The organism is Pseudotabrizicola sp., from assembly GCF_030656345.1.
GTDB lineage: Bacteria > Pseudomonadota > Alphaproteobacteria > Rhodobacterales > Rhodobacteraceae > Pseudotabrizicola.
The window spans coordinates 17,471-40,172 of the sequence record NZ_JAUSNR010000046.1; the positions used below are offsets into that span (position 1 = coordinate 17,471).

Annotated in this window: 23 protein-coding genes and 1 tRNA gene; 13 read left to right on the forward strand and 11 right to left on the reverse strand. The window is 62.5% G+C overall.

From position 1 onward, the window contains the following. Positions 1-3: 3 nt before the first annotated feature. Entirely contained in the window at positions 4-159 is a 156-nt protein-coding gene (locus Q7J44_RS20720) for a DUF2256 domain-containing protein (protein ID WP_304883013.1), read from the forward strand. On the opposite strand, the gene Q7J44_RS20725 is transcribed toward Q7J44_RS20720, so the two are convergent. The 3 genes from Q7J44_RS20725 to Q7J44_RS20735 are packed head-to-tail and all read right to left on the reverse strand — an operon-like array spanning position 156 to position 1,406. Beyond that, the gene (locus Q7J44_RS20725) at positions 156-611 is read right to left on the reverse strand and encodes an SRPBCC domain-containing protein (protein WP_304883014.1); all 456 of its coding nucleotides are present in this window, start codon (positions 609-611) and stop codon (positions 156-158) included. The genes Q7J44_RS20720 and Q7J44_RS20725 overlap by 4 nt on opposite strands. After that, positions 608-1,075, reverse strand: coding sequence for an SRPBCC family protein (locus Q7J44_RS20730; RefSeq protein WP_304883015.1), 468 nt, complete (start codon positions 1,073-1,075; stop codon positions 608-610). Before Q7J44_RS20730 ends, Q7J44_RS20725 begins: the two co-directional genes overlap by 4 nt. After that, positions 1,053-1,406, reverse strand: coding sequence for a helix-turn-helix transcriptional regulator (locus Q7J44_RS20735; protein WP_304883016.1), 354 nt, complete (start codon positions 1,404-1,406; stop codon positions 1,053-1,055). Before Q7J44_RS20735 ends, Q7J44_RS20730 begins: the two co-directional genes overlap by 23 nt. Before the next feature lie 212 nt (positions 1,407-1,618). Between Q7J44_RS20735 and Q7J44_RS20740 the strand changes: the two genes are divergently transcribed. Both Q7J44_RS20740 and Q7J44_RS20745 read left to right on the forward strand, forming a co-directional pair. Next, positions 1,619-3,781: a malate synthase G gene (locus Q7J44_RS20740; RefSeq protein WP_304883017.1), complete on the forward strand. Its 2,163-nt coding sequence runs from the start codon at positions 1,619-1,621 to the stop codon at positions 3,779-3,781. Beyond that, the gene (locus Q7J44_RS20745) at positions 3,778-4,203 is read left to right on the forward strand and encodes a heme-binding protein (RefSeq protein ID WP_304883018.1); all 426 of its coding nucleotides are present in this window, start codon (positions 3,778-3,780) and stop codon (positions 4,201-4,203) included. The genes Q7J44_RS20740 and Q7J44_RS20745 overlap by 4 nt, the downstream gene beginning before the upstream one ends. Before the next feature lie 15 nt (positions 4,204-4,218). On the opposite strand, the gene Q7J44_RS20750 is transcribed toward Q7J44_RS20745, so the two are convergent. Continuing rightward, the gene (locus tag Q7J44_RS20750; RefSeq protein WP_304883019.1) at positions 4,219-4,470 is read right to left on the reverse strand and encodes a BolA family transcriptional regulator; all 252 of its coding nucleotides are present in this window, start codon (positions 4,468-4,470) and stop codon (positions 4,219-4,221) included. Positions 4,471-4,559: 89 nt separating this feature from the next. On the opposite strand from Q7J44_RS20750, the gene Q7J44_RS20755 reads away from it, so the two are divergent. Continuing rightward, positions 4,560-5,195, forward strand: a complete 636-nt coding sequence (locus Q7J44_RS20755) for a J domain-containing protein (protein WP_304883020.1) — start codon at positions 4,560-4,562, stop codon at positions 5,193-5,195. 102 nt (positions 5,196-5,297) lie between these two features. On the opposite strand, the gene msrB is transcribed toward Q7J44_RS20755, so the two are convergent. Beyond that, positions 5,298-5,762, reverse strand: a complete 465-nt coding sequence (gene msrB, locus Q7J44_RS20760) for a peptide-methionine (R)-S-oxide reductase MsrB (RefSeq protein ID WP_304883021.1) — start codon at positions 5,760-5,762, stop codon at positions 5,298-5,300. Between the two features lie 167 nt (positions 5,763-5,929). Here msrB and cobS point away from each other — a divergent pair, with 167 nt between their 5' ends. The 4 genes from cobS to Q7J44_RS20780 all read left to right on the forward strand — a co-directional run bounded on the left by cobS (position 5,930) and on the right by Q7J44_RS20780 (position 12,236). Beyond that, positions 5,930-6,904, forward strand: coding sequence for a cobaltochelatase subunit CobS (gene cobS, locus Q7J44_RS20765; RefSeq protein ID WP_304883022.1), 975 nt, complete (start codon positions 5,930-5,932; stop codon positions 6,902-6,904). 67 nt (positions 6,905-6,971) lie between these two features. Continuing rightward, positions 6,972-8,393, forward strand: coding sequence for a hypothetical protein (locus Q7J44_RS20770; protein WP_304883023.1), 1,422 nt, complete (start codon positions 6,972-6,974; stop codon positions 8,391-8,393). Positions 8,394-8,497: 104 nt separating this feature from the next. Next, a complete protein-coding gene (cobT, locus tag Q7J44_RS20775) occupies positions 8,498-10,369 on the forward strand; it encodes a cobaltochelatase subunit CobT (protein WP_304883024.1) in 1,872 nt (623 codons plus the stop codon). A gap of 73 nt (positions 10,370-10,442) precedes the next feature. Further along, positions 10,443-12,236: an aminopeptidase P family protein gene (locus tag Q7J44_RS20780; RefSeq protein WP_304883087.1), complete on the forward strand. Its 1,794-nt coding sequence runs from the start codon at positions 10,443-10,445 to the stop codon at positions 12,234-12,236. Here the strand turns inward: Q7J44_RS20780 and Q7J44_RS20785 are convergent. Beyond that, complete coding sequence (locus Q7J44_RS20785) at positions 12,233-12,640, reverse strand: SufE family protein (protein WP_304883025.1); 408 nt, start codon at positions 12,638-12,640, stop codon at positions 12,233-12,235. The genes Q7J44_RS20780 and Q7J44_RS20785 overlap by 4 nt on opposite strands. A gap of 135 nt (positions 12,641-12,775) precedes the next feature. On the opposite strand from Q7J44_RS20785, the gene Q7J44_RS20790 reads away from it, so the two are divergent. After that, positions 12,776-13,231: a hypothetical protein gene (locus Q7J44_RS20790; protein WP_304883026.1), complete on the forward strand. Its 456-nt coding sequence runs from the start codon at positions 12,776-12,778 to the stop codon at positions 13,229-13,231. 40 nt (positions 13,232-13,271) lie between these two features. Here the strand turns inward: Q7J44_RS20790 and rnd are convergent, their stop codons facing one another. After that, positions 13,272-14,429 carry a ribonuclease D gene (gene rnd / locus Q7J44_RS20795; RefSeq protein WP_304883027.1) on the reverse strand — a complete coding sequence of 386 codons (1,158 nt, stop codon included), beginning with the start codon at positions 14,427-14,429 and terminating at the stop codon, positions 13,272-13,274. A 170-nt stretch (positions 14,430-14,599) separates the two neighbouring features. On the opposite strand from rnd, the gene Q7J44_RS20800 reads away from it, so the two are divergent. Further along, complete coding sequence (locus tag Q7J44_RS20800; RefSeq protein WP_304883028.1) at positions 14,600-15,598, forward strand: Hint domain-containing protein; 999 nt, start codon at positions 14,600-14,602, stop codon at positions 15,596-15,598. Between the two features lie 206 nt (positions 15,599-15,804). Here Q7J44_RS20800 and Q7J44_RS20805 read toward each other — a convergent pair whose 3' ends face one another. From Q7J44_RS20805 to purM, 3 genes are all read right to left on the reverse strand, one after another. Next, on the reverse strand, positions 15,805-16,851 hold the full coding sequence (locus tag Q7J44_RS20805) for a glycerophosphodiester phosphodiesterase family protein (RefSeq protein ID WP_304883029.1): 1,047 nt from the start codon (positions 16,849-16,851) through the stop codon (positions 15,805-15,807). Between the two features lie 185 nt (positions 16,852-17,036). Next, positions 17,037-17,636, reverse strand: coding sequence for a phosphoribosylglycinamide formyltransferase (purN, locus tag Q7J44_RS20810; RefSeq protein WP_304883030.1), 600 nt, complete (start codon positions 17,634-17,636; stop codon positions 17,037-17,039). Continuing rightward, a complete protein-coding gene (purM, locus tag Q7J44_RS20815) occupies positions 17,633-18,679 on the reverse strand; it encodes a phosphoribosylformylglycinamidine cyclo-ligase (RefSeq protein ID WP_304883031.1) in 1,047 nt (348 codons plus the stop codon). The genes purN and purM overlap by 4 nt, the downstream gene beginning before the upstream one ends. Before the next feature lie 253 nt (positions 18,680-18,932). Between purM and Q7J44_RS20820 the strand changes: the two genes are divergently transcribed. Next, a tRNA-Ile gene (locus Q7J44_RS20820) sits at positions 18,933-19,008 on the forward strand. Between the two features lie 239 nt (positions 19,009-19,247). Here Q7J44_RS20820 and Q7J44_RS20825 read toward each other — a convergent pair. Then, complete coding sequence (locus Q7J44_RS20825; protein ID WP_304883032.1) at positions 19,248-20,018, reverse strand: DeoR/GlpR family DNA-binding transcription regulator; 771 nt, start codon at positions 20,016-20,018, stop codon at positions 19,248-19,250. A 253-nt stretch (positions 20,019-20,271) separates the two neighbouring features. Between Q7J44_RS20825 and Q7J44_RS20830 the strand changes: the two genes are divergently transcribed. Together Q7J44_RS20830 and Q7J44_RS20835 are read left to right on the forward strand one after the other, a co-directional pair. Continuing rightward, a complete protein-coding gene (locus tag Q7J44_RS20830; protein ID WP_304883033.1) occupies positions 20,272-21,066 on the forward strand; it encodes an inositol monophosphatase family protein in 795 nt (264 codons plus the stop codon). Between the two features lie 60 nt (positions 21,067-21,126). Then, positions 21,127-22,701 (forward strand): ABC transporter substrate-binding protein, encoded by a 1,575-nt coding sequence (locus Q7J44_RS20835; protein ID WP_304883034.1) that lies wholly within the window; start codon positions 21,127-21,129, stop codon positions 22,699-22,701. The last annotated feature ends 1 nt before the right edge of the window (position 22,702 follow it).

Here is a 22,702-nt window from a genome sequence, read left to right on the forward strand (position 1 = left end):
GCCATGGCAAAGATGGTGAAAAAGGGCGATCTGCCTGCCAAGATCTGCGCCAAGTGCGGCAGGCCCTTTGCCTGGCGCAAAAAGTGGGAAAAGGTCTGGGACGAGGTGCGCTTTTGTTCCGACCGCTGCCGGACTGAGGCAAAGCGCAAGCCCGGTTAGCGGGCGAGTGACCCGGTGCTTGCCATCACCGACAGCTTCGCCAGCGTCTGATGCCCCAGATCCACCGCGCCGAAGCCCACGGCCATGCTCCGCGCGGCAAGGCTTGGGAAGGTCATTGCATAGCGGATGCGGGTGGCGTCGCCCTCTGCCGTCAGGGTCATCACAACCTCGGACGCGGCTTCGTCATCCGCTCCGGAGTCGAGCAGGAACTCCAGCCGGTGCGGGGCCTCCATCCGGGTGTAGCGGTGGCGGTTGGGCCAGACCTTGCCGTCCGGGCCGGTCATGTCGAAGATCCAGTGCCCGCCTTGCCGCAGATCAATCTCATGGGTCTGGCAGGTGAAGCCCTCTGGCCCGAACCATTGCGGCAGCAGGGTAGGATCAGTCCAGCAGCGCCAGACCCGTGCCACCGGGGCCGCGATCAACCGCGACAGGGTGATCGTGCGCCCGCTCACAGTGCCACCGCCACGCTGTCCAGCTGGTCCGCCGCCGTGCCCCAGCCCTGATGAAACCCCATATCCTCATGATTTTTGCGCTGGTCGGGGGTGCGGTGCAGGGCGATGGCGCGGTACAGCGTGCCAGTGCCTTCGGGCTCCAGCAGGATGATCGCGGTCATGCCAAAACTGTCAGGTGCCGGGCGATAGCCGGGGCCAAGCAGGTCGGTCCAGACCAGACGCCGCCCGGGGACAACCTCCAGAATACAGCCCGCGCCGGTCTGGCTGTCCATGCCGGGAATATCCATCGTGGTCGCAAAGATGCCGCCGGGGCGCAGGTCGATCTGCACATCGCGCGTCACCACAGGTTTTGGGGCGAACCACTGCTCGAGCAACTTGGGTTCGGTCCAGCAGCGCCAGACCTTTGCCGGCGGGGCCTTGAAATGGCGGGTCAGGTCCAGATCAGTCTCGGGGTTCAGGATCATCGTCATCCTCCAGCGTTTCAAGAAATGCGCCCAGCCGGTCGGTCCGCGCCTCCCACTCGGCCCGGGCCGCGGCCAGCCAGTCGGTTGCCAGATCCAGCGTCACCGGCACTGCCCGGCACAGCCGGGTGCGGCCGCGCTTTTCAGACCGGATCAGCCCCGCCTCTTCCAGCACGCTCAGGTGCCGCAGCACGGTGGGCAGCGCAAAGCCGGTGGGGGCGGCCAAGGCTGAAACCGGCACAGGCCCCTGCCCCAGATGCAGCAGCAAGGCCCGGCGGGTGGGGTCGCCAAGCGCGTGAAAGATGCGCGACAGATCGGGATCATGCTTAGCCATATGGCTTAGTATCATAAGCGGCGCGGCGTGCCAAGAAAAACTTAGCAGATTGGCTTTGTATTGCACTCTTCGGCAAACGCGAAAGCTGTCATCCGGTTTTTTTGGTAAAATAACATGACCGCTTTTATTGCCTCTGGCGGGTTTTCTGACTATCTCTGCCCCAGCATACCACGGCATCCCATCGGACACCGAACCAGAGACGAGGACACCCCATGACAGACCGCATCGCCATCACCGGGCTGAAGGTTGACGCCCGTCTTGTGGATTTCGTCGATAAGCACGCGCTTCCTGGCACCGGGATCGACGCCGCCAGCTTCTGGCATGGATTTGCCGGGGCGGTGGCTGATCTGATGCCGAAGAACCTCGCCCTGCTGGCCAAACGCGCCGCTTTGCAGGCGCAGATCGACGATTGGCACAAGGCGCGGCGGGGGCAGAGCTTTGATGCGGGCGCTTACCGCGCGTTTCTGACCGGGATCGGCTATCTGGTGCCCGAAGGCCCGGATTTCGCGATCAAAACCACGCAGACCGACCCGGAAATCGCGCTTGTCCCCGGCCCGCAATTGGTGGTGCCGGTGATGAACGCGCGCTATGCGCTGAACGCGGCCAATGCGCGCTGGGGCAGCCTGTATGATGCATTGTATGGCACCGATGCTTTGGGCGATCTGCCGACGGCCAAGGGCTATGACGCGGCGCGCGGCGCGCGCGTGGTCGCCTGGGGCCGGACGTTTCTGGATGAGGCGGTGCCGCTGGCGGCTGGATCGTGGTCCGAAGCGCGCGGCTTTCGCGTTGAGGATGGCCAGCTTTGGGTGACCGGGGCGGAAGATGCGGTCGGTCTGGCCAATCCGTCGCGTTTCGTCGGCTATGCGGGCGATGCGACGGCCCCGACCACGATTGTGCTGAAGAACAACGGCTTGCACATTGCGGTGCAGGTGGATGCCAGCACGCCGACCGGGCGGGACGATCTGGCGCATGTGTCGGATATCCGGCTGGAATCGGCGATGTCGGCGATCATGGACTGCGAAGACTCGGTCGCGGCGGTGGACGCCGAAGACAAGGTGCTGGCCTATGGCAACTGGCTGGGGCTGATGAAGGGCGATCTGGCTGAGGTGATTGTCAAGGGCGGCAAGGAATCTGTGCGCAGGCTGAACCCGGACCTGAGCCTTACCGCCCCGGAGGGCGGCACGGTGACGCTGAAAGCGCGCGCGCTGCTGTTGGTGCGCAACGTCGGCCACCTGATGACCAACCCGGCGATCCTGACCGAAGATGACCGCGAGATTGGCGAGGGCATCATGGATGCTTTCTTGACCACGCTGTGTGCGATGCATGATCTGAAAAAGACGGACGGCACCCGCAATTCGACCATGGGTTCGGTCTATGTGGTCAAGCCAAAGATGCATGGGCCCGAAGAGGTGGCCTTTGCTTGCGAGATTTTTGACCGGGTGGAACAGGTGCTGGGCCTGCCCCGCTTTACCGTCAAGCTGGGCATCATGGATGAAGAGCGCCGCACCAGTGCCAACCTCAAGGAATGCATCCGCGCCGCCACGGACCGGGTCGCCTTCATCAACACCGGCTTCCTCGACCGCACCGGGGACGAGATCCACACCAGCATGGAAGCCGGACCGATGGTCCGCAAAGGCGACATGAAGGCGTCTGCCTGGATCAAGGCCTATGAGGACCGCAATGTCGATATTGGCCTCGCCTGCGGCTTGCAGGGCCGCGCGCAGATCGGCAAGGGCATGTGGGCCGCACCTGACCTGATGGGTGACATGCTGGCGCAGAAGATCGCGCATCCGCAGGCCGGGGCGAATTGCGCCTGGGTGCCATCGCCCACCGCCGCCACGCTGCACGCCACGCATTACCACCGCGTCGATGTGCTGGCGCGGCAGGTCGAGATTGCACGCGGCGGCCCGCGCGGCATGCTGGACGCGCTGCTGAACATCCCGCTGGCGCAAGGTGCCAACTGGTCGGAAGAGGATATCCGGCAAGAGGTGGAGAACAACGCGCAGGGCATTCTGGGCTATGTCGTGCGCTGGATCGATCAGGGCGTGGGCTGCTCCAAAGTGCCTGACATCCATGATGTCGGCTTGATGGAAGACCGCGCCACCTGCCGGATCTCATCACAGGCTTTGGCGAACTGGCTGCACCATGGGGTGATCGGGGAAGATCAGGTGATCGCGGCCATGCGCAAGATGGCGGCAGTGGTGGACCGGCAGAACGAAGGCGACCCGCTGTACCAGCCGATGGCCCCGGGCTATGACGGAGTAGCCTTCCGCGCCGCCTGTGATCTGGTGCTCAAGGGGCGCGAACAGCCCTCGGGCTATACCGAGCCGGTGTTGCACGCCCGTCGTCTGGAAAAGAAAGCACAAGCCCTATGACCATCAGCATCGCACAAGCCCGCACGATCATCTCCACCGCTCTGGCCACGGGGCATGCGGCGGGGATGAAGCCTTTGTCGGTGGTCGTGGTCGACACCGGCGGCCATACCATCGCCTTTGAGCGCGAGGATGGGGCCGCGCCGGGCCGCTATGCGCTGGCGCATGGCAAGGCCAATGGCTGCATCATGCTGGGCCTGCCCGGCAGCGCCATTCAGGCCCGTGCGGACAGTCAGGCCTATTTCATGCAGGCGATGAACGGGCTGTATGGCGGCGATTTCGTGCCGGTCAAGGGCGGGGTACTGGTGCGCGATGGGTCAGGCACCGTGCTTGGCGCGGTCGGGGTCACCGGCGACACGTCAGACAATGATGCGCTGGCGGCCTGTGCGGGGGTTGAGGCGGCGGGGCTGGTGGCGCAAAGCTGACCACCCGCCCCCTTCTCAACCAATATCCAGCGCGATGGAATGAACCCTCGTGTTGAGGTCGCCAAGTGCGGCATGAACCGCGCGGTGGCGGGCCACGCGGCCCATCGCAGCCAGACTGTCGGCCCGCAGCAGGATGCGGAAATGGCTCTCACCCGTGCCGTCATCGCCGGCATGACCGGCGTGCATATGGCTTTCGTTCACGATTTCAATCTGTTGCGGTGCAAAGGCTGCGATCAGCCGCTGTTCCATTTCGGTCTTCACGGTCATTTTTGATGTCACCCCTTCAATCTGCCGCTCAAACCCCTAAACTGTGCCGCCCGAGTCGGAAAGACACAGGGACGCATGAAAGGCAGACCATGGTCACGAAACCCCCCTTCGAATTCGACATCCGTGTCTCTGCGGACAAGAAACGCAAGAAAACCACACGGCGGGGGATGTCTGGCGCGTTCGAGACCTCGAACAAACCCTGCGACTTTCCGGGCTGCACCGAGGCCGGTGCGTATCGCGCGCCCAAAAGCCCCGAACTGCTGGATGAGTTTTTCTGGTTCTGCAAGGATCACATCCGCGAATACAACCTGAAGTGGAACTTCTTTCAGGGCACGTCGGATGATGATTTTCAGAAATTCCTCGACAAGGACCGGGTCTGGGAACGCCCCACCAAACCGTTCAGCCGCAAGGATGACGGGCGGGCCTGGGCACGGCTGGGGGTGGATGACCCGCTGGCGCTGCTGGGGGAAAAGGCCACGCAGAACCCGGGCAGCCGGCCTGCCGGCACATCAACCCGCAAACTGCCCCCGACAGAGCGCAAGGCGATCGAGATTCTGGATGCCCGCGACACCTGGACCAAGACCGAAATCCGTAAGCAATACAAATCTTTGGTCAAGGATCTTCATCCGGACATGAACGGCGGCGACCGCAGCGACGAAGAGCGACTGCAAGAGGTGGTCTGGGCCTGGGACCAGATCAAGGACAGCCGTTATTTCCGGGAATGACCGGGTAGTCGATTTTTCTGCGACACATAAAAGCAGCGGGCCGGGGCCCGCTGTTTTTATGTCTGCCGGATTTTTCGCCGCAAAATCGTGGCGCTGCGCCGGTCAGGCCGCGCGGAAGGTCAGCGCCGCACCATTCATGCAATACCGCTTGCCGGTCGGTTGCGGACCGTCATCGAACACATGGCCGAAATGCCCGCCGCAGCGGCGGCAATGCACCTCGGTCCGCGTGCCGAACAGGCTGCGGTCGGCCTTGGTGCCGACGGCATTCTGCAACGGCTGCCAGAAGCTGGGCCAGCCGGTGCCGCTGTCATACTTGTGCTCGGATGAAAACGCCGGCAGATCGCAGCCCGCGCAATAATAGGTGCCCACCCGCGTTTCGGTGTCCAGCGGGCTGGTGAAGGCGCGTTCTGTAGCCTCTTCGCGCAGCACGCGGTAGGGCAGATCGCCCAGTTTTGCGCGCCATTCCGCTGGCGTCATCTGAATTTCAAAATTCCCTTCGGCAGACCATGCCGACCGGCCCATGACAAAAAGGGCCACGCCCCCCAATACAACCGCACGTCTGTTCATGCTCGCCTCCATCTATGCCAACCTTATACCCTGCTCTACGCGGGCGCGGGCACAAAGGTTTCGCCCTCACGCAAACGGGAAGTCTTGCCCTTGCCCTTGAACCCCCCGGTATTATGATCCACAACTCCACAGAACATGCCCATAAGACCTGAACAGGACGACGCACGATGCTGGATCACGCCATGAAGCCGACAGAAGAAATCAATGTGCGTGAGGTGTTCGGCATCGACACTGACATGAAGGTCAAGGGCTTTGCCGAAGCCACCGACCGCGTGCCGGCGATTGACCCGACCTACAAGTTCGATCCTGACACCACTTTGGCGATTCTGGCAGGCTTTGCCTATAACCGCCGGGTGATGATCCAGGGCTATCACGGCACGGGCAAATCGACCCATATCGAACAGGTGGCGGCCCGGCTGAACTGGCCTTGCGTGCGGGTCAACCTGGACAGCCACATCAGCCGGATCGACCTGATCGGCAAGGATGCGATCAAGCTGCGTGATGGCAAGCAGGTGACGGAATTCCACGAAGGCATTCTGCCCTGGGCCCTGCGCAACACCGTGGCCATCGTGTTTGACGAATATGACGCAGGCCGCGCCGATGTGATGTTCGTGATCCAGCGCGTGCTGGAAACCGATGGCAAGCTGACCCTGCTGGATCAGAATGAAATCATCACGCCGAACCCGTATTTCCGCTTGTTCGCCACGGCAAACACCGTGGGTCTGGGCGATACCACGGGGCTTTACCACGGCACCCAGCAGATCAACCAGGCGCAGATGGACCGCTGGAGCCTTGTGGCCACGCTGAACTACCTGAGCCACGACGCCGAGGCCGCGATCGTTCTGGCCAAATCGCCGCATTACAACACCGAAAAAGGCCGCAAGGTGATCAGCCAGATGGTCACTGTGGCCGACCTGACCCGCACCGCCTTCATGAACGGCGACCTGTCGACGGTCATGAGCCCGCGCACGGTGCTGAACTGGGCGCAGAACGCCGAGATTTTCCGCAACGTGGGCTATGCCTTCCGGCTGACCTTCCTGAACAAATGCGACGAGCTGGAACGGCAGACGGTGGCCGAATTCTACCAGCGCTGCTTTGCCGAGGAACTGCCGGAATCGGCGGCGTCGATGGCGATGAAGTGATGAGGCTCGGGCTCATGCTGTTCAAGCGTTGAACGAGACACCTCTGAAGCGTCCGGTCTGGTCCCGGATGTTTGACACGATTTATATCGTCTCTCTGCCGGGCGACAGTGCAAGGCGCGCGCGCCTGGCAGAATACCTGCCCGCGTTCGGCATTGATAACGTTGTCTGGGTGACGGCGCTTGGCGCGGAAAGTAGCGAGGTGGCGCAAGCATATGCCTCTGGCCTTGTCGTTGATTTTCCGCCTTGCTTCAGATGTGGCCATACCGACTGCGGCAGCAAAGACTGCAACAATATCCTTGTGCCGCCACAGGTTGGAAATTTTCTGACGAAGCTGGGCCTGTGGCGCCGCATCGCGGCTCATCCCCAACGTGCGCTTGTGCTTGAGGATGATGTTGTTTTTCACGAATGGAGTGTATCCACGCTGGAATGGCTGGAACAGCAGATCATTGATGGTGGTCTGACGTTCAGAGCTGACATGCCGTTGCTTATCCGGCTGGGATGGGCGCTTGGGGCGGACCACACAGCCGCTGCACCCCGCGTGACAGCAGATGTCCGGATGTCAAATCCGGGCTATGCCATCACCTCGGCGATGGCAGAGCTTGTCTTGAAGCGCTTCAAAAAGATCGACACCACATCGGATGTGTTTCTCCACGCGCGCGCATCAGCCAAAGAAGAGGCGATCACACTGCTGCCGCCCATTGCCTCCGATCTTTCCTGGTCCGTGGGGTCGATGCCGTCGACAATTCACCCCAAGGAAACCCATGCAGCCTATCTTGAACAGCAAGGGCTCGGGGATAAGGCCGACGCATACCGAAAAGTCATTCGCAAACATATCAAGCATGCCTTCTGGAGACGGCTGTTGATTCTGGGCCATCCGCGCACGGGAACCGGACATGCTGCGGCCACTTTGCGCGCATGGGGCCTCGATATCGGACACGAGGCAGATGGCAAGGATGGCATATGCTCATGGATGCTCGCCGTTGAGGATGAGGCCCCCTGGGCTGCGGACGAGGTTGCCCGGCACCGCGCTGCCCTACGTTACAAACTGCTTTTGCATGTTGTCCGCTCTCCCGTTGACGCGATTCCGTCTATCATCCGCGAAGACAGGCATGCGCCGCTGTCGCTTGCCTACCGAAGAAAACATGTTCTGGAACGCTTCGATATCGACATCTGCGCTGCTGCGACGGAACTCGAAACGTCGGTGATGTCTCTGGTGTACTGGTCCCGCTTGATTGCAGCGCAAAAGCCCGATTTGGTGTTTCATGTCGAGGATGGACTGGAAGGATTGCGCACCTTCCTGACCACGCAGGGAGAGCAGGTCTCCCCCGACGCTCTGCCTCCGTCAGCACCGGTCAATGCTGACAAGTTTTACCGTGGCCTGCGCCATCCCAAGCCTGCCATGACGTCGCAGGATTGGAAGACGCTCTCGCCGCAGACCCGGAATCTTCTGGCAAGCTATTGTGATCACTACAGATACCCGATGCCCTGACTGGCTATGATCCCACCGGGGACAAAGAAATTAGTCATTCCCCGACCCCGGAAAACACCGATATTGCCCTTGCTGACCACTCCCGTCGGTGCCACATTCCCGCTATGACCAAACCCACCGACAACCCCGCCGACCCGTTCAAGAAGGCCCTTGCCGAGGCCACCAAGGTCATGGCCGATGATCCGGAGATGACCGTCACTTATTCGGTGGACCCGCCGGGGATGAACCGCGATGGCGTGCGCCTGCCGCAGGTCAGCCGCCGGATGACGCGGGATGAGGTGTTGCTCGCCCGTGGCACCGCCGATGCCTTTGCCCTGCGCCGCAAATTCCATGACGAGGCGGTGTCGAACCGCTATGCCCCCAGCGGCCAGATGGCGCGCGATATCTATGACGCGATGGAAACTGCCCGCTGTGAGGCGGTTGGTGCCCGCGCCATGCCGGGCACGGCGGGCAATATCGACGCCAAGATCGGGCATGAGGCTGACCGCAAGGGCTATGCCCAGATCACCAATGCGCAGGACGCGCCTTTGTCGGTGGCGGCCGGCTATCTGGTGCGGCATCTGGCGACGGGGCGCGATCTGCCTGCCGGGGCCGCCAATGTGATGTCCCTGTGGCGCGGTTTTATCGAAGAACAGGCCAGCGGCACATTGGAAAACATCGACCATGTGCTGGCCGATCAGGCCGCTTTTGCCCGGCTGACCCGCAAGGTGATTTCCGACCTTGGCTATGGCGACCAGCTGGGCGATGACCCCGACGCACCCGATGACGATGCCGCCGATGATCAGGCGCAGGAGGATGAAGACAGCCCTGAAAGTCAGGGTGAGGACCAGTCCGAACAGGACGAATCCGAGGCCAGCCCCGAGCGCAGCCAGGAAGACCAGCAGGACCAGTCACAGGCGCAGGTCTCGATGGAAGACAGCGCCGATATGGAGCAGGGCGATGAGGCGGAGCTGCCCGAGGGCGAGGCCCCGCTGGAACCACCGCCCCCTGCCCCGCATTCCTCGGCCGATCCGAACTACACCGTCTATACCACCGATTTCGATGAGGAGATCCGCGCCGAAGATCTGGCCGAACCGGCAGAACTGGAACGTCTGCGCGCTTATCTCGACCAGCAGCTCGAACCGCTGAAAGGTGCCGTCAGCCGTCTGGCCAACAAGCTGCAGCGCCGGTTGCAGGCGCAGCAGAACCGCAGCTGGGATTTTGATCTGGAAGAGGGCACGCTGGACGCGGGCCGTCTGGCGCGGGTGGTGGCGAACCCGACCACCCCACTGAGCTTCAAGCAGGAAAAGGATACCGAGTTCCGCGACACATGCGTAACGATCCTGCTCGACAACTCCGGCTCGATGCGCGGGCGCCCAATCAGCATTGCCGCCATCTGCGCCGATGTGCTGGCGCGCACGCTGGAACGGTGTTCGGTCAAGGTGGAGATTCTGGGCTTTACCACCCGCGCCTGGAAGGGCGGCCAAAGCCGCGAACGCTGGCTGGCCCAAGGGCGTCCGCAGCAGCCGGGGCGGCTGAACGATCTGCGCCACATCATCTACAAGGGGGCCGATGCGCCCTGGCGCCGGGCGCGGCCCAATCTGGGGCTGATGATGAAAGAGGGCTTGCTGAAGGAAAACATCGACGGCGAGGCGCTGGAATGGGCGCACCGCCGCGCGGCGGCCCGGCCCGAGGCGCGCAAGATCCTGATGGTGATTTCAGACGGCGCGCCGGTGGATGACAGCAGCCTGTCAGTCAACCCGGCGAATTTTCTGGAAAAGCACCTGCGCGACGTGATCGCCATGGTCGAACGCAAGCGCGCGGTGGAACTGATTGCCATCGGCATCGGCCATGATGTGACCCGCTATTACCAGCGCGCCGTGACCATCACCGATGTGGAACAGCTGGCTGGCGCGATGACCGAGCAGCTGGCCGGGTTGTTCGACACCGATCCACGCAAGCGCGCCCGCGTGTTGGGGATGCGCAAGACGGGGTAACAGTGCACCTTTGCGGCAGGCCTTCCGCCCGGCCCCGGCGGTGCATTTGAGTATTTTGATCAAGGTGAACGTGATGTTCCAGAGCTTTGACAGCCATGCCACGCCGGAACAGGGCCCGCCCCGGCTGGCAGCTCTGCGCGACGCTCTGGCGCGCGAGGGGCTGGCCGGGTTCATCATCCCGCGCGCCGATGCGCATCAGGGCGAATACGTTGCGGCGCGGGATGAGCGGTTGCAATGGCTGACCGGGTTTACCGGATCAGCCGGCTTTGCCGTGGTGCTGCCGGACATTGCGGGGGTGTTCATAGACGGGCGCTACCGTGTTCAGGTCCGGGCGCAGGTGGACCTTGAGTGCTTCACTCCGGTGTCCTGGCCTGAGGTCAGGCCCGGCGACTGGATCAGGCAGCATCTGAGCACGGGGGAGGTCGGCTTTGACCCGTGGTTGCAGACGGCGGATGAGATTGCGAGCCTGCGGGCGGTGCTGGAGCCCGCTGGGCTGGGCCTGCGGGCCACGCGCAATCAGGTGGATGCAATCTGGCCCGACCAGCCGCCTGCGCCCTGCGGGCTGGCATTCGTGCACCCCGACGCTCTGGCCGGGGAGAGCAGTGCCGACAAGCGGGCGCGGCTGGCCGAAACCCTGCGCGATGCGGGACAGTTTGCGGCGGTGATCACCCTGCCCGACTCGATCTGCTGGCTGCTGAACATCCGTGGCGCGGATGTGCCGAAAAACCCGGTGCTGCACGGCTTTGCCATCTTGCAGGATGATGGCCACGTGACCCTGTTCACTGACCCTGCCAAGCTGGACGAGGCCACGCGCGCCCACCTTGGCCCAGAGGTCAGCCTGTGCCCGCCCGCCGCCTTTGTGCCCGCGCTGCGCACGCTGTCCGGGCCGGTGCGGGTGGACCGGGGCACAGCGCCGCTGGCGGTCAGCGAGGAGCTGACCGATGCGGGGACAGAGGTGGCCTGGGGCGATGACCCCTGCCGCCTGCCAAAGGCCCGCAAGACGGCGGCCGAGATTGCAGGCATGCGCGAGGCCCATCTGCGCGACGGGGCGGCGATGGTGGCGTTTCTGGCCTGGCTGGACCGCCAGCCGCCGGATACGCTGACCGAGATTGATGTGGTGACGGCCTTGGAAGGCTTTCGCCGCGCCACCAATGCGCTGCATGACATCAGCTTTGACACCATCTGCGGTGCCGGGCCGAATGGGGCCATCATGCATTACCGCGTGACGCGCGAGACCAATCGCACGGTGCGCAACAACGAACTGCTGCTGGTGGATTCAGGCGCGCAATACCGCGACGGCACCACTGACATCACCCGCACGGTTGCGGTTGGTGACCCGGGGGATGAGGCGCGGGCCTGCTATACCCGGGTGTTGCAGGGCATGATCGCCATTTCGCGCGCGCGCTTTCCCAAGGGTGTGGCGGGCCGGGATCTGGACCCGCTGGCGCGGTTTGCGCTGTGGGTGGCGGGGCAGGATTTCGACCACGGCACCGGCCATGGGGTGGGCGCGTTCCTGTCGGTGCACGAAGGGCCACAACGGCTGAGCCGGTTGTCAGAGGTGCCGCTGGAACCGGGGATGATCCTGTCGAACGAACCGGGCTATTACCGTGAAGGCGCCTTCGGCATCCGGCTGGAAAACCTGATTGTGGTGCAGGTGGCCCCCGGTCTGGGCGACAACCGCGCGCAGTATTCGTTCGAGACGCTGACCTTTGTGCCGCTGGACCGGCGGCTGATCGTGACGGCGATGCTGTCACCGGATGAGCGGGTCTGGCTGGACGCCTACCACGCCGAGGTGCTGGCGAAGATCGGGCCGCGTGTGTCGGGCGATGTGCTGGACTGGCTGACGGCGGCTTGCGCGCCGCTTTAAGCGGTCGCCGCCACCGACCGGATGCGGTCGACCATCGCGCGCAGCCCGTTTGACCGCTGCGCCGACAGGTGGTCGTTCAACCCCAACCGCCCGAGTTCCGCCGGGGCGTCGATGGCCACCACCTGACCCACCGGCACGCCGGAATACAGCGCGTGCAGAATGGCGATCAGCCCGCGCACGATCATCGCATCGCTTTCGCCCTGAAAATCGAAGCGCCCGTCGGTCACCACCGGGCGCAGCCAGACCTGACTGGCGCAGCCGTCAACCTTCAGCGCAGGCACCTTGAATTCATCGGGCAAGGGCGGCATCGCCTTGCCCAGCTCGATCACATGGCGATAGCGGTCTTCCCAATCGTCGAGAAAATCGAAGGTTTCGGCAATGTCTTCAAAGGCGGGGGTGGCCATGGGCGGGGCTCCTTTGCGACAGGAGGTAATGCCCCACCCGGCATTGGTCCAGCCCCTTTGGGTCAAATCAACAGCCGCCCTTTTCAAAAGCAGGCTGATCGGCTACCCAAGATCAAAGCGAAGAGGGATGGACCTATGAAACGACCTGTGACCGCCGCCCTTGTTGCCGTTCTGGTTCTGACATCCTGCGGGGCGGTGCGCGAGTCGCGGCTGAACCCGTTCAACTGGTTTGGCCGGTCAGAGCGGGTGGAAACCATCGCGCCGCTGCAACGGACCGTCGATCCGCGCCTGCTGGTGGCGGATGTGGCCGAGCTGAGCATCGAACCCTATACCGGCGGGGCGATCGTGCGCGCGACCGGGGTGATGGAAAGTCAGGGCTGGTGGAACGCCGAACTGGTCGAGGTGGAAGGCGACGATCCGACGCATCTGGTGCTGGATTTCCGCATCCTGCCCCCGGTCACCCAAACGGCGGTCGGCAACACCCGCACGCGCGAGGTGACGGCCGCGACGACCATCAACCCGCGCCGGCTGGAAGATATCAGCCGCGTGACCGTGCAGGGCGAGCGGTCGGCGCGTACGACACGCCGCTAAGGGTTTGGGGCGCCGGTCAGGTTCCGGCGCGCCGCTGCGCTTACAGCCGGATCACCCGCACTTCGCTGCCCTTGGCCGACAGGGCAATCTCGCCCCGGCACAGGGCCAGCGCGTCATTGCCAAAAGCTTCCTTGCGCCAGCCGCCAAGCGCCTCGACCTCGCGGCCACCGGCAGCGATGGCGTCAAGGTCTGACGACGATGCGATCAGTTTCGGGGCAACGCCAAGGCTTTCCGACTTGGCTTTCAGCAGCACGCGCAGCAGATCGGCCAGTGCCGGGTTGACCTGAATCTGCTCGCGCTCATCGGCGACCTTTGGCATGTCTTCCGGCTTCATCGCCAGCCCGGCCTTGACGGCGGCCAGAATGCCATCGGCAATCTCGGGCTTGCGCCCTTCGCGCATCAGCAGGCGCGACCGGCCCAACTCCTCAACCGAAGTTGGCCGGGTCGAGGCCAGTTCGAGCAGGGCATCGTCCTTCATCACCCGGCTGCGTGGCACGTTGTTTTTCTGCGCATATTCCTCGCGGAACCGCGCCAACTCTTTGACCACGGCCAGAAACCGGCCCGAGGTGGTACGGGTTTTGATCCGCAGCCAGGCCTCTTCCGGGGTGGTGGTGTAGGTTTCGGGATTGACCAGCACCGCCAGCTCTTCGCCCACCCAGTGCGAGCGGCCATTCTTGGCCAGCTGCGCCGCCAGCCATTCATAGATCACCCGCAGATGGGTGACATCGGCCAGCGCATATTCCTTTTGCGCATCGGTCAGCGGGCGGCGCGACCAGTCGGTAAAGCGGCTGGTCTTGTCAAGGTTTTCCTTGGCAATCTTGCGCACCAGCGTCTCGTAGCCCACCTGTTCGCCAAAGCCGCAGACCATGGCCGCGATCTGGGTGTCGAACAGCGGTTCGGGGAAGACATTGCCCTCAACGAAGAAGATCTCCAGATCCTGCCGGGCGGCGTGGAACACCTTGACCGTCGCCTTGTGGCGAAAGAGGTCATACAGCGGCTCCATGCTCATCGCCTCGCCCTCGATCGGGTCGACCAGAACCGCGTCGCCGGTCTTGCCGGGCAGCGCCATCTGGATCAGGCACAGCTTTGACCAATAGGTCCGCTCGCGCAGGAACTCGGTGTCGATCGTCACATAAGGTTGGGATTTTGCCGCCTCGCAAAAGGCTGCGAGGTCTTCGGTGGTGGTAATCGTGCGCATCGGTCGCGTCTTTCAAGGGGCCGCGGGGGCATCCCGCAACAAGTGTCCTTTCGCTATAGGCGGCAGCCCTCCCCTTGAAAAGCCCCAGATCCAATTTTACGGGCTTTCGCTGCGACAGATGGGGGCAAGGCTGCTAGATTTCCCGGCAGGCAGAGCAGAAATCACACCCTATGGCACAAGTAGAACTGTTCCTGCGTGGCGATCAGATCGCCACGTATCAATCACTTGCGTCTTCCGGCAACGGGGATGACATGCAGGTCACCCTGACCGGGGTGGAAACGCTGGGTGCATCCGACAGCTATTTCCGCGTGGTGGTGCGTCAGGTCAATGATGGCGAGGGCAACTTCAGCAACGGTCAGTTTGTCGACATCTATGCCTGGCCGGAAGATGACCCGCCGGGCCCGGCGCTGTACAGCAGCCTGAACCCGCAACACGACCAGTATCAGGGCCGGGCCTCCTCTGGCGGGCATCAGATTTTCACCAACCCTGCCAATATCGTGTTCCAGATCAACGGGATCACGGCAGGCACGGTGCAGTACGGGCCGGGGGCTGACCCGCCCCGCGCGGAAAAGCTGCCGTTCAACGGATTTGAACAAAGCCCGCCTGCGATTCCCTGCTTTGTTGCAGGCACGCTGATCCTGACCAGTCGCGGCATGCTGGGGGTAGAGGGGCTTCGCCCCGGCGATCTGGTGCAGACCATGGACAATGGCTATCGCCCCGTGGTCTGGGCCGGGCGGCGCACGGTCTGCGGGCTGGGGTCGATGGCCCCCGTGCGGATTGCCGCCGGGGCGGCGGGCAACCAGCGCGATCTGCTGGTATCGCCGCAACACCGGATGCTGGTCACCGGCTGGCCGTCCGAACTGACGATGGGCGAGCGTGAAACCTTTGCCGCCGCCCGGCATCTGATCAACGGGCGCACGATCCGCCGCTTGCGCAGACCGACGGTCACCTATGTGCATCTGTTGTGCGAAGATCATCAGGTGATCTTTGCCGAAGGCGCGCCGACCGAAAGCCTGTTCGCCGGGGGATCGGCGCTTTCAGCCTTTGACCCGCGCGCGCGCGACGAGATCCGCCGGTTGTTCCCGGCGCTGTGTCCGGTCAGCGGCACCGGAACCGGGCTCGCCCGTCCGGTGCTGCCGCCGGTGGCGGCACGTCTGGCGGGGCTTTGACGCAGGTCGCGTCCTGACCGGCTCCGGTCAAACGCAACATGCTCTGGCGCAGTCTGTTTATCCAGCCGCATCAGAAATGGCAGCGCATTGCGCAATCCGGTTTGCCCCCCTCGGGGCAAACCAGACCTGTCGCGCAGAGCAATATCGGGCTGGAAGCGGGACGCAAATCCACCACGGATGCGCGTCCCGCCTCTGGCCTGACTGTATCAGGCAGCTTTGCGACGGGCGAAGGCAAGCGCCCCAAGGCCCCCAAGCAGCAACAGACCGCCTGCAGGCAGCGGCACAGGTGACGGTGGCAGAAGCGCATCCACGCTTGCACGGACGCGATCCGTGTAGTCAGTGAAAAATCCGTCATAGCCCAGCTGGAACAATGCGGCGATCTGCGCATCCGAGGCCTCTTGGGTCAGCGGACGCAAGGTATAGCCGTGGACGATCAGGCCAAGCGCATGGGCCGCATCGACAAAACCCTGGGTCAGGGCCTGCCCGGACAGGCTGACGCCCACCCCGTCCGCAAACGTGGCAATCTCGGCCAGGGTCATGCCGCCAATGCTGTACTCGCCGGATGCCAACAGCGAAACGCCGCCGAGAGCGGCAAGGCGCTGGCTGCTGCCTTCCTCTTCCTGAATCTTGGCAATCGCGCGCAGGGCGTTCAGATCAAAGCTCTGGATGAACACCTTGTCATTCGCGCTGTTGAAGCCAGCCGCGTTCAAATGCTGGACAATCTGGCGGCTTCCGGCTTCCGATGTCGGCGATTTCGCCTCGGGGTAGATGCCGATCTGGGTTCCGTTGGCCGTGTTGTAGTCTACCAGAAAATCAAGAACCTCCTGGAAGGTCGGCACACGGTAGGGGTTGTCCATCGACGGCGTAAAGCCGGGATAGGTGGTGCCTGCCTGCGGGCCGCGCGGCGTGACCGTCAGTTGCTGGATCTCGGCATAGGTGAAGTTGCCGACCGGCTCATTCTCGCGTCCCGGAAACACGGTGGCGACGTTCGTCGTGCCTTTCAGCGTTGTATCGTGCATCGCAACCAGAACACCATCCTTGGTCAGCGCAAGGTCGGGTTCGATATAGTCCGCACCCATTTGGATCGCGAGCTGGTAGCCGCCAAGCGTATGCTCTGGCAAATACCCCGCCGCCCCGCGATGGGCGATCACAATCGGGGCCTGCCCGTCAAGCGTGTTCAGGGTTGCCGCACCGACAGTGCCGGTCAGACCCAAGGCGGCGATCAATGCCGCCGCGAGGACGTGAAATTTCATGTTGGTTCCTTTCAAGCTGTGCCCGTTAACGAATTGGACACGCTTGTGCGGCTACCAGCGGCACGTGACAGGATTGTTGCGCCAATGCGAACAATTTTACACAGGGTTGACCGACAAGCCCTGCCCAAACGTGGGAGCGGGCCATGTTCGGGCCGGGACTGAAACACAGGTTCGCCTGTGGCCGGTTATTGATCCCGATCCAGAAACAGGGGCTTCCGCTGGCCCGCCACAAAGCGGCGCAGCACCAGCGGATACAGCCGGTGCTCCTGCACCAGCACCCGGGCCGACAGGCTGTCTGCGGTATCATCTGCCAGAACCGGCACCACGGCCTGCCCCAGCACCGGGCCTGCGTCCAGTTCCGCCGTCACCTCATGCACCGTGCATCCGGCCTGGGTGTCGCCCGCGTCCAGCGCGCGCTGATGGGTGTGCAACCCTGGGTACTTCGGCAGCAAGGACGGGTGGATGTTCAGCATCCGCCCGTCAAACCGGCGCACAAAATCCGGGGTCAGCACCCGCATGAACCCGGCAAGGCACAGCACATCCGGGTTTGCCGCAAGGATGGGCTTCAAAAGCTCGGCCTCGAACGCGGCGCGGTCGCGGCCAAAGCCGCGATGATCCACCGCAACCGTGGCCACCCCGAGGGCAGCCGCCGATGCCAACCCCGCCGCCTGCGGGTCATTGGAGGCCACCAGCACCGGCTGCGCATAGCCATTCGCCAGCATATCCTGCACCAGCCGCAGCATGTTGGAGCCACCCCCGGAAATCAGGATGGCAACCCGTGTCACAGCAGGCGGCCCGTGTAGATCACGCCTTCGCCTTCAACGACCTGACCCATGCGGATCACAGTCTCACCCTCGGCCTGCAGCAGTGCGGTCAGCGCCTCGGCACGGTCTGCGGCCACCACCAGCATCATGCCGATGCCGCAGTTGAAGGTTTTCAGCAGTTCCGGCTCTGACATGTTCGCCGTGCGCGCCAGCCAGCCGAACACCGGCGGCAGATCCCAGGCATCCAGATCAATCTGACAGGCCAGGCCTTCGGGGAGCACCCGCGGCGGGTTTTCGGTCAGCCCGCCGCCGGTGATATGGGCCAGCGCATGCACCCCCCCGGCCCGCACCGCTGCCAAAGATTGCTTTACATACAACCGTGTAGGGGCCAGCAGCGCCGCGCCCAAGGTGCCGTCGCTGAACGGCGAGTCTGCGTCCCACGCCAGCCCCGACAATTCCACCACCTTGCGCACAAAGCTGTAGCCGTTGGAATGCACGCCGTTGGACGCCAGACCCAGCAGCACATCGCCCTGCCCCACCCCGGATGGCAGATCGGCCCCGCGTTCCATCGCGCCGACAGCAAAGCCGGCAAGGTCGAAATCGCCGCCATGATACATGCCCGGCATTTCCGCCGTCTCGCCCCCGATCAGCGCGCAACCGCTTGCTTCGCAGCCCGCCGCGATGCCGGTGATGATGCGGGTCGCCTGATCCAGTTCCAGCTTGCCGGTGGCGAAATAATCAAGGAAAAACAAGGGCTCTGCCCCCTGACACACCAGATCGTTGACACACATCGCCACCAGATCGACGCCGATGGTATCGACATTGCCGGTATCAATCGCGATCCGCAGCTTGGTGCCCACGCCATCGGTGGCGGCCACAAGGATCGGATCGGCATAGCCCGCGCCCTTCAGGTCAAACAGCGCGCCAAAGCCGCCCAGGCCCCCCATGGTGCCCGACCGCATCGTGCGTTTGGCCGCTGGCTTGATCCGTTCGATCAGGGCATTGCCCGCGTCAATATCCACACCCGCATCGGCATAGGTCAACCCGTTGTGGCCTTTGGTCATTGCCCGTCTCCGTTCAGGGAATCCGCTGTTGGGGTCCTTTACGCGTTTCCCGATTTGGGCGCAACAAACCAACCCGCTTCGGGGTATGGTGCGCGTATGGTTCAGGTATGGGATACGTATGGCAAACGTCATGACGTGTGTGCGGCGCGCTTGGGTCGCAACAAAGGTGACGGGCTATCGCCGGAGTTGCCCCCGATCCTGACGCACCCAACCTTGACCCGCCCGTCTGATCTGCTAGGCAAGGCAGCGGTACGGGGCTGTAGCTCAATGGTTAGAGCCGGGCGCTCATAACGCCTTGGTTGGGGGTTCGAGTCCCTCCGGCCCTACCAGCTTTCCCGGTTCAATTGTCGATCAGGCATAAGTGTGCAGGTTTCGGGGGCGTTTTCGTGCCCCCCCCTGTCAAGGGACAGATCGGCGATCTGATCATCCATCAAGGGGTGGATATGGGCGTTCCGCCGCGTATCGAAGTCCGGTTCGGTGATGTGAAGGGTCGCCCCCTGCAGGGGGCGCTGTCTTGAGTGGAATGGCCACAGCACCTTGTTCACGGCGCGGGTACAGCCTTTCAGGATCACTCTAAACTGTGGAAGGGCGCAAAATGGACTTCCCCCCTCGGCAGCGACGTCTCAGGATCAGTGGTAACATCGGTGATGAGGTGATCGATCTCTTCCGGCCGACAAATTGCCACGCGGCTTTCCTTCGCGATTTTTTCTGCATGGCATAACATGACGCAACGCTTTGAGCAGACGATCATTTTTCGCGCCACCTCTGCCTCATGCAATGCGTAATTGGTGGCTCCGCGCGCCGAATGATAAGCAACCGGCGAAATAACGGCAAAGTCTGCCAAAAAGCGATCGACTTCTGAAAGCGTTAGCTCGCCATAGGTCGCGGGCACCTCTGCATGCGGCTTGCCGCCCAACAGCAAGACTTCAAGATTTGGATGCGGCGCCACCATTTGCGCAATCTCGATGGAGTTGGTGATAAGCCGCAGATCACGGTGATGCAAAATCTCCTGCGCAAACGCGAGCGTCGTCGTGCCGGCGTCTATGAACAGGGTAGAACCTGGCGGTATCAAACCGGCCGCAAGCCGGCCAATCGCCATCTTTGCGCCTGCATGGGTTTTCAGACGATCTGAAAATGCGGGTTCAGGCAGAATTTTACGGTCTGAAAGCACGGCACCACCGTGAACGCGCTTCAGATTGCCTTGCTCTTCCAGATCCAGGAAATCACGCCGTATTGTCTCGCTTGAGACGTCCAGCAAGGTCGCAAGTTCATTGGTGGTCACCTTTCCATCCCGGGAAAGACGATCAAGAATTTTTGAATGGCGCTCGTGCGACCACATCCTGCGTGCTCCAAAAGATACCGCACCTGACTGTTAGCCGCAAAAATCCACAAATTCCAGCCCCCATGTGGATTTGAGACCGTTTCGCCAGATACCTGAGCAAAAAGTCCCGTATTTTTGCCTATTTTTTTGGCAAGCTATGGATTTCTGTGCCTTTATGCGATTTTTATGTGGATTTGCGTGCGATCACGCGTCAGCCTGAACACGTCCGCCACTCGCGATGCATTCCTCAAACCCTGCCCAAGAGGTCCATATGCTGGATTTGCAACTTGCCCTGGATTTCGCGAATCGCGCTGCAGATGGTGCGGGAGAGATTGCACGCTCACACTTTCGAAAGTCGATCGAAGTGGAACACAAAAGCGATGATAGCCCGGTCACCATCGCAGACCGCAACATCGAGCGGTTTCTTCGGGACCAGATCGAACAGGTCTATCCGGATCATGGAATCCTTGGGGAAGAACATGGCGACCTGAATCTCGACAGGGATTTCGTCTGGGTGGTCGATCCGATTGATGGAACCAAGAGCTTCGTAACAGGGCATCCGATGTTCGGGGGGCTCATGGCTTTGCTCAAGAACGGAGAGCCCCAGCTTGGGCAGATCGACATGCCCGCAATGGGCGAGCGTTGGTGCGGTATCAAGGGCAGACCCACGACCCTGAACAGGGTGCCGGTCAGGACCAGCGGCTGCAAGGATCTGGCGACATCCTATGCCTATACCACCGATCCCATGCTGTTTTCGGGCAGTGCTCAGCCGGTTCTGGACATGCTGCGGAACAGGGTCCGGCTGCTGCGCTTTGGGGGTGATTGCTACAACTATGCACTCTTGGCTTCGGGCTATTGCGATCTTGTGCTGGAAACCGGGCTGCAACCTTATGACTACCTGCCTGTCGTCCAGATTATCCGTGGCGCGGGCGGCGTGATCTCTGATTGGCAAGGTCATGACCTTGGCATCGGCTCCCGCGGGGATGTCCTTGCCTCTGCCACACCTGAATTGCACGCACAGATGCTCAAGGAGCTTGAGCGCCTGCGCGTGACTGAAGCGGCATGAAGACCGCGCCTTTTCCGTGAACAAACAGCCCGCTGCGGGCCCCATCAGGAGAGTGTGACAATGGACCGAAGAAAATTCCTCCGCTACGGCATGAGCGCTGGCGCGACCATGGCCGCGATGCGTCTGAATCCTGACTTCTTTTTCAGCTCCGCCTTTGCGCAGGAGGCCCGGCCCCTGATCATCCTGTCGGCGGAAAACATCACCGGGAACTGGGACCCGATGGCGCATACCACGCTGTCGCAGTTCAACATCGAAGGCTTTGTCATGGGGTTTCTGACCCGCTCGCCCATGATGCCCGACAATCCGGATGAGGTGGTCTACGAACTGGCCACGTCGATCACCCAGATTGATCCGTTCAAGCTGGAGATCAAACTGCGCGAAGGCGTCACCTTTCATGACGGCGAGCCGTTCTCGGCCAAGGACGTGAAGGCAACCTTTGAATACGGCGCGCAGCCGGAACGGGCGCGGCAGGTCTATCCGGGCTTTGCCGACACGTTCGAAGTGACGACACCGGACGATTTCACGGTGATCGTGGACACGACCAAGGGGGGCTATGGCGCGGGGATGTTCGTGTTCCTTGCGTCCTATCTGCCCATCATGTCGGCCAAGGATATTGCTGGCGGCCCCAACGGCCCCTTGTCGCAGCGGCTGAATGGCACAGGTCCGTTCCGGTTTGCACAACAAGCCGGCAATGACACGCAGATGACCGCTTTCGAGGGGTATTTCCGCGGCGCGCCCAAAGTGCCGGGCGTCAACTTCACCTTTGTCGGGGATTCGACCACACGGATGCTGTCCTTGCTGAACGGGCAGGCAGATGTGATCGAACGGCTGGAACCCGAACAGGTGACCACCCTGCAAAGCGAAGCCGACATCGTGGTGAACCGCGCAGTTTCGGTGGAAAACAAATATCTGTGGTTCCGCTGCTCCAAGCCGCCATTTGACAATCCATTGGTGCGCAAAGCCGTGTGCCATGCGATTGATCGCAGTGTGATCATGGAGGTCATGGGAACCGCCGGGGAGCCGTCGTCGAACTTTGTCTCGCCGATCAAGTTTGGCTACATCGAACTGGAGAATTACCCGGAATACAACCCCGAGGAATGCCAACGCCTGCTTGCCGAGGCTGGATATCCGGGGGGCGAAGGCCTGCCTGATCTGGAATACATCACCTCGACCGGGTTCTATCCCAAGACCAAGGAATATGGCGAGGTGATCACCGCCATGCTGCAAGAACAGGGTTTTCCGGTCACGCTGAATGTGATGGAAGTCGCCGCCTGGAACGAGCGGCTCTATGACCGCCCCGGCGGCGGGCCGGGCCACATGATCGACTGCGGCTGGACCAGTGCCTCGCCCGAACCGGATCTTGTGCTGCGCACGCACTTCCATTCGACATCGAAACGGATCTGCGGGATCGAAGACCCCGAAATCGACGCGGCGCTGGACGAAGAGCGCGATGCACCGTCGATCGAGGCACGTCGGACCAGCCTGCAAACCAACCTGATGCCGATGCTGGCGGACAAGGTTCCTGCCTACAGCCTGTTCACCTCTGTCCTGATGCACGGGGTCCGGGCCGATGTGAAAGACCTGTTCATCTATCCGGACGGCACAATGGATGCCGCCAGCGCGATGCGCGGCTGAT